The 16,000-nt window shown below is 41.0% G+C and carries 16 protein-coding genes; 5 read left to right on the top strand and 11 right to left on the bottom strand.

Features of this window, described 5'->3' with window-relative positions; translation table 11 throughout:
- Positions 1 to 488: 488 nt before the first annotated feature.
- The 5 genes from CWC30_RS02560 to CWC30_RS02540 form a co-directional block, all read right to left on the bottom strand.
- Entirely contained in the window at positions 489 to 758 is a 270-nt protein-coding gene (locus CWC30_RS02560; RefSeq protein ID WP_005464459.1) for a Txe/YoeB family addiction module toxin, read from the bottom strand.
- The gene (locus tag CWC30_RS02555; protein WP_005526636.1) at positions 751 to 1,005 is read right to left on the bottom strand and encodes a type II toxin-antitoxin system Phd/YefM family antitoxin; all 255 of its coding nucleotides are present in this window, start codon (positions 1,003 to 1,005) and stop codon (positions 751 to 753) included. Before CWC30_RS02555 ends, CWC30_RS02560 begins: the two co-directional genes overlap by 8 nt.
- A gap of 195 nt (positions 1,006 to 1,200) precedes the next feature.
- Positions 1,201 to 1,770 (bottom strand): hypothetical protein, encoded by a 570-nt coding sequence (locus tag CWC30_RS02550; RefSeq protein ID WP_076920696.1) that lies wholly within the window; start codon positions 1,768 to 1,770, stop codon positions 1,201 to 1,203.
- A 137-nt stretch (positions 1,771 to 1,907) separates the two neighbouring features.
- Positions 1,908 to 3,155: a DEAD/DEAH box helicase gene (locus CWC30_RS02545; protein WP_076920699.1), complete on the bottom strand. Its 1,248-nt coding sequence runs from the start codon at positions 3,153 to 3,155 to the stop codon at positions 1,908 to 1,910.
- Between the two features lie 91 nt (positions 3,156 to 3,246).
- Entirely contained in the window at positions 3,247 to 3,951 is a 705-nt protein-coding gene (locus CWC30_RS02540) for a DUF3581 domain-containing protein (RefSeq protein ID WP_016900441.1), read from the bottom strand.
- 156 nt (positions 3,952 to 4,107) lie between these two features.
- Between CWC30_RS02540 and CWC30_RS02535 the strand changes: the two genes are divergently transcribed.
- Both CWC30_RS02535 and CWC30_RS02530 read left to right on the top strand, forming a co-directional pair.
- On the top strand, positions 4,108 to 4,503 hold the full coding sequence (locus tag CWC30_RS02535) for a hypothetical protein (protein ID WP_138626342.1): 396 nt from the start codon (positions 4,108 to 4,110) through the stop codon (positions 4,501 to 4,503).
- 87 nt (positions 4,504 to 4,590) lie between these two features.
- The gene (locus tag CWC30_RS02530) at positions 4,591 to 5,442 is read left to right on the top strand and encodes a CPBP family intramembrane glutamic endopeptidase (RefSeq protein WP_076920701.1); all 852 of its coding nucleotides are present in this window, start codon (positions 4,591 to 4,593) and stop codon (positions 5,440 to 5,442) included.
- A gap of 57 nt (positions 5,443 to 5,499) precedes the next feature.
- Here the strand turns inward: CWC30_RS02530 and gltX are convergent, their stop codons facing one another.
- From gltX to proB, 3 genes are all read right to left on the bottom strand, one after another.
- The gene (gene gltX / locus CWC30_RS02525) at positions 5,500 to 6,984 is read right to left on the bottom strand and encodes a glutamate--tRNA ligase (RefSeq protein WP_138626341.1); all 1,485 of its coding nucleotides are present in this window, start codon (positions 6,982 to 6,984) and stop codon (positions 5,500 to 5,502) included.
- A gap of 50 nt (positions 6,985 to 7,034) precedes the next feature.
- Complete coding sequence (locus tag CWC30_RS02520) at positions 7,035 to 7,394, bottom strand: glutaredoxin family protein (protein WP_008111110.1); 360 nt, start codon at positions 7,392 to 7,394, stop codon at positions 7,035 to 7,037.
- A gap of 106 nt (positions 7,395 to 7,500) precedes the next feature.
- Entirely contained in the window at positions 7,501 to 8,604 is a 1,104-nt protein-coding gene (gene proB, locus CWC30_RS02515) for a glutamate 5-kinase (RefSeq protein ID WP_138626340.1), read from the bottom strand.
- A gap of 131 nt (positions 8,605 to 8,735) precedes the next feature.
- On the opposite strand from proB, the gene CWC30_RS02510 reads away from it, so the two are divergent.
- Positions 8,736 to 9,695 carry a DMT family transporter gene (locus CWC30_RS02510; RefSeq protein WP_033102849.1) on the top strand — a complete coding sequence of 320 codons (960 nt, stop codon included), beginning with the start codon at positions 8,736 to 8,738 and terminating at the stop codon, positions 9,693 to 9,695.
- On the opposite strand, the gene CWC30_RS02505 is transcribed toward CWC30_RS02510, so the two are convergent.
- Genes CWC30_RS02505 through pdsO form a run of 3 tightly spaced genes read right to left on the bottom strand, consistent with a single transcriptional unit; the run spans position 9,590 to position 12,944 of the window.
- Positions 9,590 to 10,195 (bottom strand): class GN sortase, encoded by a 606-nt coding sequence (locus tag CWC30_RS02505; RefSeq protein WP_138626339.1) that lies wholly within the window; start codon positions 10,193 to 10,195, stop codon positions 9,590 to 9,592. The two genes, CWC30_RS02510 and CWC30_RS02505, sit on opposite strands and share 106 nt — an antisense overlap.
- Entirely contained in the window at positions 10,192 to 12,192 is a 2,001-nt protein-coding gene (locus CWC30_RS02500; protein ID WP_138626338.1) for a marine proteobacterial sortase target protein, read from the bottom strand. The genes CWC30_RS02505 and CWC30_RS02500 overlap by 4 nt, the downstream gene beginning before the upstream one ends.
- Before the next feature lie 26 nt (positions 12,193 to 12,218).
- Positions 12,219 to 12,944, bottom strand: coding sequence for a sortase-associated OmpA-like protein PdsO (gene pdsO, locus CWC30_RS02495; protein ID WP_138626337.1), 726 nt, complete (start codon positions 12,942 to 12,944; stop codon positions 12,219 to 12,221).
- A gap of 226 nt (positions 12,945 to 13,170) precedes the next feature.
- Between pdsO and pdsR the strand changes: the two genes are divergently transcribed.
- Complete coding sequence (pdsR, locus tag CWC30_RS02485; RefSeq protein ID WP_008111124.1) at positions 13,171 to 13,866, top strand: proteobacterial dedicated sortase system response regulator; 696 nt, start codon at positions 13,171 to 13,173, stop codon at positions 13,864 to 13,866.
- Positions 13,860 to 15,995 (top strand): proteobacterial dedicated sortase system histidine kinase, encoded by a 2,136-nt coding sequence (pdsS, locus tag CWC30_RS02480; RefSeq protein ID WP_138626335.1) that lies wholly within the window; start codon positions 13,860 to 13,862, stop codon positions 15,993 to 15,995. Before pdsR ends, pdsS begins: the two co-directional genes overlap by 7 nt.
- The last annotated feature ends 5 nt before the right edge of the window (positions 15,996 to 16,000 follow it).

Below are 16,000 nucleotides of genomic sequence, written 5' to 3'. Positions count from 1 at the left end.
CGGGGTTCGGGGTTCGGGCAACAATAATAAGCGACATCGAACAAACCAGTTCAAGTAGTTATCTTCGTTTATTTTAATAAGTACTAACTTAATCTATCAGGTTTGAATTGTAGGACTTTATCAAAGCTGATTTTCGGCAAAGTGTCAATAGCGGATGAAAAGTGAATTTGAAAGCCTGTTGGGTGGCGCCTCCGGCTTAACCAACCTACATTTTGACGTAGGTCGGATAAGTGGCGGAGCCACGCCATCCGACAAAAATGATGAATTTACCAGAAACAATCTAATTTGCCACGTTAGCGATATATAACTGCTTTACACTGTAAGTTAAACCACTCTATACCGACTATCGGCTGAGTGCCATGGGCGGTCATTGGTAACGCCGCATTAAGGTGTGAGCGACGCTTGGCTATACTTGAGCGAAGCGAAAACGCCAAGCGTTGCGAATCACTCTTAAATGCTTTGTTAGATGCCAGATCGCTGAACCTAATTTAGTAGTGGTAACGACACGAGATTATCGTTATTGCTTGATCATCGACTGCGTAAACAAGCCTATTAGTATCATCAATACGACGAGACCAAAAACCAGATAGATTCTCTTTTAGTGGCTCTGGTTTACCGATTCCCTCAAATGGCGAGCGCTTTACATCATTGATAAGTTTATTGATGCGCTTGAGTGTCTTCTTGTCTTGAGTTTGCCAATACAGGTAGTCATCCCAAGCGTCATCTGTCCACGACAATAAACGTTGACTACTACTCATCAATTAACTCTCGTGCTGTTGTTTTACCAGCACGGTATTGTGCTATCGAACGGTTTAAGTGTTCAGCATTTTGAGGAGAGCGTAGTAAGTGAACTGTTTCCATAAGGCTGTTGTAGTAGTCTAAAGACATAACCACAGCATCTTCAGAATCACGGCGTGTAATTACTGTTGTATCAGCATCATTAACTACACCGTCCAAAACAGCTTTCAGACCATTTCTAGCTTCAGTAAAAGATACGATTCTCATAAGAACCTCAACATGTACATTTAATGGAACAAGTATAGTCTTCACTCACATAGTTGTACAGCAAATTGAACATGCGATGTTAATAAGGCAACTAACGCCTTGCTAAGCGGAAAATAATGGTTCGCTATAATGCGCGAGGGACGAGCCGCAGCCAACTGTTATTTTTCCGTTTGAGCAACTTATTATGCTACTATTTTATATACACTTTTTATTTACAATATTTAAGAAATCATTATCCCAAACCAATTCTTGGACAGTTTTTCGTGTTGGCTTTGCCCAAAACTTATCAACTTTTTGCATTTCAAAAATACCAGCATCATAGACACCCCTGATCCTTTTAACATACTCAGCAGAGTCTTGTATTTTTAAAATGTAAGTAAGATCAACCGTCGTATCTCCATTAATGCTATCCCAACCGACAGCATGTATTTGCCCTGTCAATGTGCATTTTTCACTATTTTTACCAGCTGAAATCTCTTTGAAAGCAATTTTCACTTCAGATTGTATAATATTTTTAACCGGTTGCTGATATACAAATGCCTGATGACTTCCATCAGCATTGCACAGTAGGCAGCCAAAGCCAGATGTCATATATTGGCTTATATTTCGATGAGGTTCATATGTAAAATCACTAACAGATATGGTTGGAATATTCTTTTGAACCGTAATTGGTTTTCCTGAGTAGTTCCCAGTTAAATCATATTGAATTGGTTTAACAGAACAACCACTTAGTAATATTACTGCAACAACTAAAGCTTTTTTCATAACAGTTTTGTAAATCCTTTTTATATTGAATACACACCTAGATGTGATTTTTTAGCTAATTAATTAACGACGATATTCAGCCAATCTCAATGACCGATGTTCACTCTTAGCTGCCTATTAAATGAAGTCCTAAGCTTTTATTTGCGTCTTCTATTCGGCGCTCTTTGCCCTGTAATACGTTTTTTATCGCGATCTTTACGCGCTTTGTTAGTGTTTTTGCGGTTATCTTTAGGCGGCTTATTTAAGTCGGGCTCATAGCCTTCAAGCCATTGTGGGGCTAAACGCGTATCAAGCAGTACTTCAATTTCTTCAAGTAGCCATTGCTCATCAAGACTCACTAATGACATAGCAAGGCCTTGTTCGCCAGCTCGTCCTGTACGGCCAATACGATGTACATAATCTTCAGCTATGTATGGCAATTCAAAGTTAATTACGTATTTAAGTGCCGGTATGTCTAAACCGCGCGCAGCTACATCGGTGGCTACTAAAACACGTGTACTGCCTTCTTTGAAGTTATGAAGAGCGCGGTCGCGAGCACCTTGTGATTTATCACCATGAATAGATTCGGTTTTTAAACCATCTTTACACATTTCTTTAGCAAGCTTATCGGCCATTTGTTTTGTGCGGGTGAATATAAGTACTTGGCGCCAGTTTTTCATGCCAATCATGTGCGATACCAGTTCGCGCTTTCTGTCTTCATCTACTGCGTAAATAACTTGTTCAACCTCTACAGCAGCAGAGTTACGCTTATCAACTTCAATAAGCTCAGGGTCTTTGAGCAATTTTTTACTCAGCTCAAATACACTGTCATCAAAGGTGGCGGAAAACAGTAAGGTTTGACGATCGCCTGGGATATGACGCAGTATTCGTCTAATTTCGTCAATAAAACCCATATCAAGCATACGGTCTGCTTCATCAAATACTAAAGAGTCCACGCTTGAAAGCACCACACTGCCCTTCACTATGTGATCAAGTAAGCGCCCTGGCGTTGCCACTATTACTTGCGCTGTTTTAAGTGCTTTGATTTGTGGGCCAATGCTTGCGCCACCATAGGCAAGTGCACCTTTTATATCTGCACCTTGTGCGTATTTTTCAAAGCTTGCAAATACTTGCTGAGCAAGCTCCCTAGTGGGCGTTAAAATAACCACACGGGCAATGCCTGGTTCGTCTTTTTTAGCGGAATTTAAAAGCTTATGTAATAGCGGCAAAACAAACGCGGCAGTTTTACCAGTACCAGTTTGAGCGCTGCCCATAACGTCTTTGCCCGCTAAAATTGGCGGTATCGTTTTGTGCTGAATGGCGGTAGGCGTAGTGTAATTATTTTGCTCTATTGCCGTTAATAGTAACGGGTCTAGGGCTAGTGATGAGAACGATGTGGCAGACATAAGCTTGGCTTTAAAATAACAAAGAACGCTATTATACCTGAGCTTTAGTAATAAAAAAGGCGCTAAATAGCGCCTATATAAAATGAAGTATTTAAGCTGGTTTTAATGTGGCTTTACGTTCATTATAAAATGCAATTAAATCATCTACGGTGCTTTGACAGTATTCACGAATACCCGATACCACCATGTGTTTTTCACCAAAACCCACCTTTTCGCCGTTTTCGAGTAAATTAAAGCGCAAGGTTATTTTGCCGCGTTTACCAGCGTATTCAAAGCTTGGCTCTGCGAACTCAAGGGTCGGTGATTTAATATCAATATTATTAAGATTAATTATCATTGATTCATAAATAATCATAGGGCGCGCAGGATTTATCATTACCTCTTGCTTGCCCATTAAAGGAATAATTACATGCGGGAACGCAGCACCTGAGAACTCAACATAATTTTTTATTAAACTGTTTGTAAGTGTTGGGCATTTACTGGTTTTACCGTCGCGTTTAACCTTTAAAATTACTTTTTCGCCATGGTTTACATCAAACTCTTCTCCTGGTTGTTCTGGAAAATTTAGCTTGGTATTTTCATCAACCATACCGGCAAAGGTAAACTCCATTCGCTCACTAATGCCATAGCGGTCTAACACTAGAGAAAAAAGTAAGTCTCCTGGTGCGCAAAACTTTTTAGCGTCTTTATCATGAAGCGGGTTGTAGTCGTCGGCTACACATTTAGCAAAGCGACAACCTTGCTCACGAGAAATTGAAACATAATCAGCATGCTGCTGATAGTAAGGACTTAACATAGTGTGTTCACTGCTTAAACTGCTTATAACCTAGCTATACTACCAGAAAAAAAATCTTGAGAGGTCGAATCTGTTTAATAAAGGCGAAAAATGATAATTTGCAACTCGCTAATTTACTAAGTAAATTAGGCAAATACGAGTTTAAGGGATTAACTAATGAAGTATTTTTCTTTATTAATATGCGCGGTTTCATTTTTAACTGGCTGTAATAACGTTACTTACACAACCAATATCGACGACGAGGTTTTATCAGAACACGTTTCAAGCCACATCAAAAAACGTGGCCTAGAGCAGTTTTACAGTGTTCAGGACGCTCTCGATAGAGGTGCAAGCCCCCTTGGTGGAATAAAAGGCGAAAGCTGCGATGTTTCAGATGATACGCAAACATCCTCAATTAGCTATAACCGTTTGAAATCACAAGCTATAGAATCCCTTAAAAACAATGTGCTTTATTTAGGTGGCAATGCATTTACACTAGAGCAGTGCCAATCAGTATCCCGCTACAATTGTGATTTAGCCGTTATTTGTACCGGACAAGCCTATAATTATTAATAGCTCAAAATTATCTAATTGAGACTATAACGCTATGTAATTCGTTTTCTCTCATTTCCTCTATCAAACAACAAGCTGTATTTGCCAATGACTTTTTACTTTTTAGCTGCCGCTATTTTATGTGTTTTCCCACAGTGTAAACTCACTGTATTTCGCCAACCATTATGGCAATACTTATTACTGCTAAGTGTTATTACTGCCTATTATCAAGAATATATAAATTTAAACGCGGTTGCTGTTATAGCTGTTTATGTGGGATTGTTTCACTTTACGCTATTGGCAACCTCAGCATTAAAACGTAATGTTCTAACGTCTTTATTTATAACAGCCTCACTCGGGTTAGCCTTACATTGGTTTGCGGGTTTTAATAACCTGCCAATTGTTGTTAATGAACAAGTCACCAGTAACGCAATTGCATTTACCCTGTATGCTAATTTTGATAAAGCATTAGCGGGTTTAATGCTGGCCGCTTATTTTTTTGCAAAAAATAAAACGGCAAAGCCAGTGACTATCGGCTACCCTGCTTTAATCATAATTATCACTATTTTAGCGGCGCTTATAACTGCTTTAACGTTAAACCTTGTTGAATTTGCGCCAAAAGTACCTGAATTTTGGTTGTTATTTATAGCTATCAACCTACTTTTTACCTGCGTTGCAGAAGAGGCATTATTTAGGGGGGTGATACAAACTAAGCTTTCAAAACTAATAACCCCGAGCAGATTTGCATTACTGGCACCGGTGATCAGTACTTGTGTGTTTTCACTGGCACACTTTTCAGCGGGTACTCATTATATGCTTGTGGCGGCCGTAGCAGGTTTTGGTTATGGCTATATTTACTATAAAACTAGCCGATTAGAATGGGCCATTTTATGTCACTGGCTCGTTAACGTGTTTCATTTTTTCTTATTTACTTACCCTATGCTGGCAACTCCATCTTAGAATTACAGGCACAAAAAAGCCGCTTAAATTAAGCGGCTTTTGAATCTATATAAGCGATTACGCACTTGGGTAATCGCGGTATGCGCGTTCTATTTTTTTAGCCTGCTTTTTAGAAATACCTAAATGGGCAAGCGCAACACGTAAACGTGCACGCGATAGATCTGATCCTAAAATTTCCATTGCATCTAATACCGAAGTTGATGATGTTTTGCCGGTAATAGCCACAAATATAGGCTCTAAGAAGTCTTTAATTTTAAGCTCATGGAAAGTGGCTACTTCTTTTGCAATTGCAAAAATAGCTGGCTTTTCAAAGCTACGTAAGCCTTCTAACTGCCATACAAAAAATTGTAATGCTTGGCGAATAACATCTTCATCAGCTTTCCCGGCTGTTAATAGCGCTGGGTCGTAGGTCGGGATGCCGCCTACAAAGTGCCCTGCTAAATCAACCATGTCAGAGAGTGTATTTATACGCGTTTTAGCTTCAGGTAAGACTTTAGCCAGCATGTCGCCATTAAATTTCCAGTCAACAAAACGCTGCATTAGCTCTGCATCAGTTAAGTTTTCGCGGATCCACATACCGTTTAACCAGCTTAACTTGTCTACGTCGAATACTGGGCCACCAAGCGATACACGCTTCATGTCAAAATGTTCAATCATTTCATTAAGGGTGAACTTTTCACGCTCATCAGGCATTGACCAACCCATACGGCCTAAGTAGTTTAGTACCGCTTCTGGTAGGTAACCCATTTCTTTGTAGTAATTAATAGACGTTGGGTTTTTACGCTTAGACAGTTTTGATTTATCTGGATTACGCAGTAATGGTAAGTGACCTAGTACGGGTGCTTCCCAACCAAAATCTTCATACAGTTTTAATAGCTTAGGCGCTGAGTTTATCCACTCTTCACCACGGAAAATGTGGCTAATTTGCATTTGGTGATCATCCACCACGTTAGCTAAAAAGTACGTTGGAAAACCATCCGCTTTTAATAGCACTTGCATGTCTACGTTTTCCCACGGGATCTCAATTTCGTCGCGTAGGTAATCGTTAAACTTAAAGGTACCTTCGCTTGGGATTTTCATACGTATAACGTACGGTTTACCAGCAGCTAGGTTTGCTTTAATTTCGTCTTCTGTATGGTTTAAGCCACGACCATCGTATTTAGGACGCAGACCTTCGGCCATTTGCTCTTCACGCATTTGGTCCAGTTCTTCGCTGGTTGCGAAACAATAGAATGCTTTGCCGTCTTCAACTAACTGATGAGCGTATTTTTTATATAAATCACTGCGCTCAGATTGACGGTATGGACCAAACTCACCACCTACATCAGGACCATGATCCCACTCAAGGCCTAACCAGCGTAAGCTATCCATGATGGCTTGTTCAGATTCAGGTGTGCTGCGAACTTGGTCTGTATCTTCAATACGAAGTACAAATTCACCGCCTTGCTGTTTAGCAAAACAGTAGTTAAATAAGGCAATGTAAGCGGTGCCAAGATGCGGGTCACCAGTTGGCGACGGAGCAACACGGGTACGAATTGTCATGGTAATGTCTCTTTTAATAAGTGAGATGGTATGAAATACCAATAAATATTTTAAGCGGCTACTTTGTTTAAGTAAGCAATAATATCGTTTGATTCATAAAGCCATTTTACTTGGCCATCTTGCTCAATACGTAAACAAGGTACTTTAACTTTTCCGCCTTGCTCTAATAGCTCTTGGCGGTATTGCTCATCATTTTTTGCATCGCGTGTTTCAATTTTTAAGCCTTCACGCTTAATTGAACGGCGCACTTTTACACAAAAAGGGCATGCTTTGAATTGATAGAGCTTAAATTGTGCGGTTTGCTGATCAAGCTTAGTTTGCTCTTGCGGATCACGTTTTTTGCTACGCGGCGTAAAAACAAAATTAAAAAATAAGATGATACAACCTAAAACCCAGCGAACTAATTTCATCTTCAATACTCTTTACAACAAATTTAAGGTGCAAGATTTTAACACAAAAAAGCGCAACACTATAAGCGGATTATACGTTGCGCTATATCGTTAAAAAAGTGCTTAATTACAACACCACCATATCATCTCTGTGTAGCACTTCCACGCCGCTATCGTAATCAAGTAACTGGCTGATTTGATTAGAATGTGCGCCTTTTATTTTATTGATTTCAAGATGGCTAAAGCGCGTTAACCCGCGTGCAATAATTTGCTGGTTTACATCAATTAAGTTAATTAAATCTCCACGTTCAAATTCACCTATTGCACGCGTAATGCCTTTAGCAAGTAAACTGGCGCCCTTAGATTGCAATGCATGCACCGCACCGGCATCAATTAAAATTTGGCCGCTACTTTTAGGCCCTGCTAATAACCATTTTTTTCGGCCATCTTTAGGGGCGGTAAGTTTTAAAAAACGGGTGCCAGGCAGTTGCTCGCTCATGCATTTTAAAATCACATTTTCATCCGCGCCTTTGGCAATAATCACCTCAACCCCAGCTCTTCTGGCAATATCTGCGGCCTGTAATTTGGTTGCCATACCCCCTGTGCCTAGGTTCGTACCGCTGCCACCCGCAAGTTGGCGTAACTCATCATTAATATGGGTAACTTCGTCAATCAAGGTGGCGTTAATGTCGGTGCGCGGATCGCTGGTGAATAACCCTTGTTGGTCGGTCAGTAGCAGCAATTTATCGGCATTGGCTAAAATAGCCACCAATGCCGACAAGTTATCGTTGTCACCTACTTTTATTTCGCTAGTAGCAACTGCGTCATTTTCATTAATGATCGGCACTACATCGTAATTTAATAGGGCATTGAGGGTATCGCGTGCATTTAAATAGCGCTCTCTGTCGTCAACATCCGCGCGCGTTAGTAGCATTTGCCCGACGTTAATGCCATACAACGCAAATAAGCTTTGCCAAATATGAATGAGCTGCCCCTGTCCAATGGCGGCCAACATTTGTTTGTCTATTAATGTGCGCCCACAGGGTTTTAATAGCTGTTCGCGACCTGCGGCAACCGCACCGCTTGATACTAAAATAACGTGATGACCTTGCTTTTTTAGCTCACTGCATTGGCGAACAAGTTCCACCATATGTGCTTTGTCTAACTTATCGGTACCGCCAGTGAGTACGCTTGTACCTAGCTTTACAACTACGACCTGATCCCTTTGCATGTTTTTTACTTAGCGCAATAAATGATGAATTTATTTATACCAGTTCGGTATTTTTGAACAAGTAAAAAATATTCAATCACTCCCTCTGCATGCTAGGATCGCACTATATTCAACCGATTAAATTACACCTTATGCCTGCCAGTTTATGTTTAATTATTGCCACCTTTTTGTGGGGTAGCTCCTTTATTGCACTTAAATACGCGATTGCGATTTATGACCCTGCCTTGGTGATATTTTTACGTATGCTCACCACTTTACTGATTTCGTTATGTTTATGGCGTTACGTAATTCGCTTTGAATATTTAAAAGGCGATTGGAAGTACTTATTAGGCATGTCGCTGGCAGAGCCTTGCTTGTACTTTTTATTTGAAGGCCACGCAATGGAATATACCTCAGCGTCTCAAGCGGGGGTGATTGTTTCTTGTTTACCAATTATTGTGGCATTCTTAGCGTTTTTCATGCTCAAAGAGCATATTAGTAAAGCTATTGTGGTGGGTTTTACGCTGTGTATTGGCGGTAGTATTTTACTGACTTTGCTTTCACCGAGTTCAAGCCAAGCCCCAAACCCATTACTGGGAAATTTTTTAGAATTAATGGCCATGGTGTGCGCGGCATTTTATACCGTGTGTATAAAACATTTAGCTAACCGCTACTCCCCACTCACATTGATTGCTCTGCAAGGCGTGAGTGGTAGTTTGTTTTTTGCTCCGTTTTTATTATTTATTGACCTACCCAGTGAAAACCAACACGATTTAACCGCACTAATGAGCATATTGTACTTAGGCTCTTGTGTTACTTTGGGTGGGTACGGCATGTACAACTATGCGATTAGTAAAGTGTCGGTATTAACCGCCGCGGCTTACTCTAATTTAATCCCTATTTTCACTTTAATTTTGTCAGCCATTATCCTCAACGAAGTACTAACTCTTGGGCAGTGGATCAGCATATTTGTGGTGTTTATAGGCGTAATGATTAGTCAACGCCATCAAGAGCTGGTGGTCGATATTCCTAACTCAACTTCGGGTGAGGATATTTCTGCCGACACTAACCACCTTAAATCGGTACCCGAGGCCAGCGAATCAAAAGGGTAACAGGTTAATAAATACAACCCTGATTGCTGCAAAAAATCGGTGTTGTACTGATTAATTACCTCAACATGAGTCACTGAATAATGCTGCACTTGGCCATTTTTAAGTTGTAGAGAAAATTGTTCCCCCACTTTAGCGTTTTTTAAAAACGCAAAGTGGGTATCGTTGTGGCCAGCAATAAGTGCTCCTTGCGAATTACCAAAATCAGCCCCACCTAATTCCCCAGCTGGTAAAAAGTGGCTCGGCGCAAACGCTAAATTTCTACCACTTGCGCCATCGAGCACGGTTAGTCGTTTATTATGCTTTGGCCATATTATTTGTGCCACTGGGTAACTATCAGCATAAAACCACGGCTTAATTTTTTTATTGGGTGATTTAAGGGCTGTTTGCCAAGCTTGCTCTATTAACACTTGTGCAAGCCATGCCTTTGCCTGCATGTATACACCATGGCCAAACAAGCTCAAACCTAAGGCAAGTAAACCTATGCTTAGCCATTTTTTCATTTACAGCGCCTTACTAACAAAAGACCACCTAGAAGTAGTAATGCTCCAAACACAATATGCATTTTGCTTTGCCCATCTGTTTGCGGCAAGCGCATACTCATTCCTTGTGGCATAGTATTAGCCACTTGTGTGCTTTGTTTAGCAACTTCTTTAATGGTGCTCTCTTCTATGGCAATAAACGCAGTAAATGGGCTAAGTAACTGATGCTCAAGCGCGAGCTGCTGCACTTGCTGTTTTACAACACTTTGTTGGTTGTATAACAATAACGACTTTATTTTTTGACGTGCCCAAAGCTTATCAATTCCTGTGGCTTTTGAACTTGCTTGCGGATTAAGCTTAACCTTAAACTCCCCATGCGCCGTTTGCCCCGTAAAAGTAATTGCATCGGTAGTGTCTAATTTAATAGCCACCATAATGGGCTCAGCAAAATATAGGTCAGGCAAAGGTGAGGGCCAAAAATCTAAGCTGTCTCCATTTGTATTTGTTAACGCTAAATTAGTCATAGCCGGGTGAGCGAGTTTATCAAACAACTGCTGCATTTTCGGCTGCACATCAAAGGTGCTACCAATAAAGGTATAAGACCCCTTACCTATATCAGCGGCACGACGCATAAAATAACGGTTAGGCGCACTACCAATGCCCACAGTAAATAAACGGCTATCACCTAAGGTGTGCGCAATATGTTTAAATAATTGATCTTCGTTACTTACGCTACCATCGGTTAAAAATACAACTTGGCGTACAAACCCTTCAAACTGTGCACCGTTAAGTACGGCATCAAGTGCGCCTTTTATTTCAGTTCCGCCATCGGCTTGTAAGTTATAAATAAAACGCTCTGCGCGACGTAAATTGAAGTCACTGGCAATTAATGGGGTCTCACTCATGACTGCAACCTCATTATTAAAACTGACAATATTGAAGCTATCATCACTATCTAATAATGATAATGCGTAAAACAGCGCTTTTTTAGCTTGTTCAATAGACTGCCCATGCATAGATCCCGAAGTATCAACTACAAACACCATTTCACGCGGTAAACGCTGAGATTGAGTAAAACTATCGCTTGGCGGCATTAACATTGCTAACGCATACTGCTCACCATTTTGTGCTTGCTGAGTAAAAAGTGCAGCTTGCGCTTTCGCTATTTGAAGTGGCTTAAACTCAAGTACAAAGTCTCTATTTATGGCTTGCTGTGGTTTTAGCACAATGCTGTATTGCCCAAATGCAGGGTTTTCAATATTAACTTGATGGTACTTAGCATTTATATCAACCAATTCTAAGCCTATATCCATGTTAATTGTTAAGCTTAAATCGCTGGCATTTGCCGCCTCATTGGTTTGTTTTGTATAAACAGGGCTTAACCAACCCTGTGGAGTGAACGAAGGTGCATTAGTGTTTTTTACCGCATGCTTATCTTGATCATCGTTAACTTCCCCTGTTATTGCATGATAGCGTGGCGTAATTGTGGTTGGAAAATGAATCGCAAAGGTTCCGTGTTTGTAATCAATAATCTCTTGATACTCAAGCGTTATAACTATTTCTTCTCCTGGCCCTACATTTGCCACATTTGTAATAAACATATTTGCACGTTGCTGTCGCAACAATGAAGCTTGTTTGCCTGCTTTTTTGGCAGCTTGGTACTGTTTTTCAGCTTGGCGTTTTTTTGCTATTTTACCTTTGATAACTCGCTCGCCAATGCGCATGGTCATTGCTTGCACGGCGCTTTCATCGGGTAAAGGAAATACATAACGTGCATTTACGGCAAAAGGGTTTTCATTTATGTAGTGCTGCGTTACTACAACATGATTAATTAGCCCTGTTAGGGTCATTTTTGCATCGCTTTTTAAAATAACCCCAGGGTTAACCGCCACTCCTTGGCTATCAAACAAAGATAGTTTTGGCGACTGTGCATGGCTTTTAAAGCTGGCCAAAAGCACGATAATAATAAAAATAAAAAGGCTTACCTTGGTAAGCACTTTGGTGGGTTTACTCAACATAAATCACTCCATCGAACGCCTTGCGATTAATTGCTTGCTGTTTGATTACTTGACTGATTTAACGCACGAGTAGTGAGAGTAACGCGTCTGTCAAAAAAGTTATCTTCAAGGGTGTTACTGTTTGCTATGCTTTGTTGCTCGCCAAATGCTTGTGCGCTTAAACGTGTATGGCTTACTCCCTGTTTAATTAAGTAACTTTGTACGGCGTTTACTCTGGCTTTTGAAAGTAATAAATTTGCTTGCTCTTCACCGCGCTGATCGGCAAAGCCACTTAAATCGAGTGCGAGTTGCGGCTGGCTTTTTAATAACGCAACTAATTGATCAAGCTGCTTGGCAAAATGAGGAGCAATATCGCTAGATCCAGTTTTAAATTGCACTGTCATCGCCAATAAATTATTAAGCTGTGATTGCGTTAGTTGCTCATTTTGCTGCGTCAGTAGTTCAAGTTGCGCCTCTAGGTGGCTGTTATGATTAAGTACGTGCTGGTAGTCGTTGGTTTTCTCTGCCATTACAGTTAAAGCTTGCTGCTGCTCAGCAATGGTTTGCTCAGCCACCTTGGCATCGCCAATTAAGCCACCAGCAAATGCGCCTACAAACGCGCCAATAGGCCCACCAACAACACCACCAATAATGGCACCGGTGCTCAGGCCAACAATTGTTTCTTTTTTTGCTTCTTTTGATGGGGTATCCGCAGCAAATACTGGCGTACAAAAAGTGCTAACAAGTGTGAGTGCGATTAATGTTTTCTTCATGGTCTATTCCTTACTATTAATAATGGTTGGCAAGCTATTGGTTGGCACTTGCGTTGTATTGGTAATTTCAATAGCTGTATTAAAACACCATGAAGTGGCAATAAAGGGGAGTAAAAATGGCAAACTGCTGAGCAATTGTGGCAAAAAAATGGCAATTGTGTTTTTAACCTTACTTAGCGCAAAAACTTCGCTATAGTGCGCCTAAGTCAATATGAGTAATTAAAAAATGAAAAAAATAGCTATCGTTGAAGATGAAACCGCCATTCGCGAAAACTACATAGAAATGCTAAGCGCTCAAGGCTATCAGGTAAGTGGTTATGAAAACCGCCCTCAAGCAGAAGTAGCTTTTAAAGAAGCACTCCCCGATTTAGCCATTGTTGATATTGGCTTAGGCCATGAAATAGATGGCGGCTTTTTACTGTGCCAAACACTGCGTTCACTTTCTAAAACCTTACCAATTATTTTTTTAACCGCTCGCGACAGCGAAATAGACACCGTATGCGGCCTGCGCATGGGCGCCGATGACTACTTAACCAAAGATATTAGCTTAGCGCATTTAGCCGCGCGTATTGGTGCGTTATTTCGCCGCATGGAAGCATTAGAGCAACCCGCCGATGCCAACGCATTAATAATTCGCGGTCAACTAACACTCGACACGCAACGCATGCAGGTGCTTTGGCAGCAACAGTTGGTTGATTTAACCGTAACTGAGTTTTGGATGCTGCATTCACTCGCCCAACGACCTGGCCACGTTAAAAGCCGTAATGAGTTAATGAGCGATGCTAAAATTTATGTAGACGACAGCACCATTACCTCTCATGTAAAACGCATTCGCAAAAAGTTTATAGCACTCGATAGCCAGTTTGACTGCATTGATACCGTGTATGGCATGGGTTACAGGTGGGAGCAACCCACATGCTAAGATTTGGCCTACGCAGTAAATTTATTCTACTTTCATGCTTTTTGTTTTTGTTGCCATGGTTAGGCTACGAATACGTATGGGAAATGGAAAAGTTTTTACGCCAAGGCCAAGAAAAAACGCTCGTAGGCACTACACGCGCACTGGCCACGGCCCTGCATGAACGCCCCGCTTTATTTGACGAACAAACCAACTTTTTAGATCAAGTTGTAAAAGGTCGCGATCTCTATGCTTATAATTTAAAAAGCCCGATTCAACTCGATGGCAAACTCAACGACTGGGACGCTTATCAATCGCTGTTTTGGCTTTATGATAAACGCTACTTACAAACAGCCAATGATAACCATCAACTGAGCAACTTATCATTTAGCCATATGGTAGGTAAGTTTGATAATTACTTATATGCTGTATTTAAAGTCACAGATGACACTGTAATTTACCGTGCTAAAAACAGCCTCAGCATTACCAATAACGATTACATAAAAATTGGCCTAAAAAATCCTGATGGACAATTTAATACTTATATTATTGCTCCGCGCCAAGATGGCTGGGTCAACGCATTTGATGCCTACAGTAAAATGCCTTTTACTAAAATTCAGGGCTTTTTTAAACAAACTGAAACAGGTTACAACCTTGAGCTGCGCTTTCCTTTGAGTATGCTTGGCAATAAACTGGGGTTTGCCATTGCTGATGTTGATAGTAAACAGCCAAGCCAAACACCTAATATCATGTCTACATCCAACTTAAATAACCCAAATGATTTAGGCTCAGTACTGGTGCCCTCCCCTGAAATAAACCGTATATTAAAAGGCATGGGCCACAGCGGCAGTCGCATTTGGGTGGTCGATAATCATCACCGTGTTTTAGCGCAATCGGGCAGTATTCAAAATGCCGATGGTGTATGGGCCGATGGGCTAAAAAATCAAGCGCCAAAAACTGCGTGGCAGCGCTTTGAACAGGCCTATTTACATCCTTTGTATTATAAAATTTTAACCCGTCCTGAAGATGAATTTATAGATACCTTACACGATGTTGCTTCAATGCAAGGTACTCATTTAGCCAAAGCACTCAAAGGCCAACCCGCATCGTCGTGGCGACTCACCCCCGACAATAAAGCAGTGATTTTATCGGCCGCGTATCCTATTTGGATTGAGGATAAGGTTATTGGCGCAGTTATAGCCGAAGAAACCACCAATGGCGTGCGCACACTGCGTAATAAATCGCTGGAAAAACTGTTTAATGTGATTTTAGCGGTCATGTTAATTGGCACAGTCACTTTGTTCTTTTTTGCCTCACGTATATCGAGCCGTATTAGGCGACTACGCGATACAGCAGAGCAAGCCATTGATGCACAAGGGCGGGTAACAGGCCATATAAATTACAGCGATGCCAATGACGAAATTGGCGATTTATCGCGTAGCTTTTCAAATATAGTGAGCCGACTTGGTGGCTATACCGATTATTTAGAAAATATGTCGTCGCGCTTATCTCATGAGCTGCGCACGCCGGTTGCGGTTGTACGTTCATCACTTGAGAACTTACAAAGCTTGCAGCAAAGTGAACTGAGTCAAAAATACCTTGAGCGTGCCAGTGAAGGAGTTGAGCGTTTAGGGAAAATAATTACCACTATGAGTGAAGCAACCCGACTTGAGCAAAGCATTCAAAGTAATGAGCCAGAGCCGTTTGATTTACAAAAAGTAATTAGTGGCTGTATGCAGGGCTACCAACTTACTTATCCTAACCAGTTATTTACACTCAACATTTGCCAATGCACACTGCCAATGCAAGGTGCCCCTGAATTTATAGCGCAACTGCTCGATAAGCTAATAAATAATGCCTTGGAATTTAGTGAAGCCAAGACCGCGATTGAAGTCAGTCTGAAGCAAAGCGAAAACAAAGCAACATTAACGGTAAGTAATACAGGTACTTTATTGCCTGAGGGGCTTACTGAACATATTTTTGATTCTATGGTTTCGGTGCGCAGCCAGCAAATGCAGCAACAACCGCATTTAGGCTTAGGACTTTATATTGTCAGACTGGTGTGTGATTACCACAAAGGTACAGTAACGGCGCACAATAATGAGCAAGGTAATGGGGTGGTATTTACTGTGAGCTTGCCACTTAATAACTAAAGGTT

The organism is Pseudoalteromonas sp. S4741, from assembly GCF_005886135.1.
GTDB classification, from domain to species: Bacteria; Pseudomonadota; Gammaproteobacteria; order Enterobacterales; family Alteromonadaceae; genus Pseudoalteromonas; species Pseudoalteromonas tetraodonis.
The sequence above is the reverse complement of the archived record's forward strand: the minus strand, read 5'-3'. Positions and strand labels throughout refer to the sequence as shown.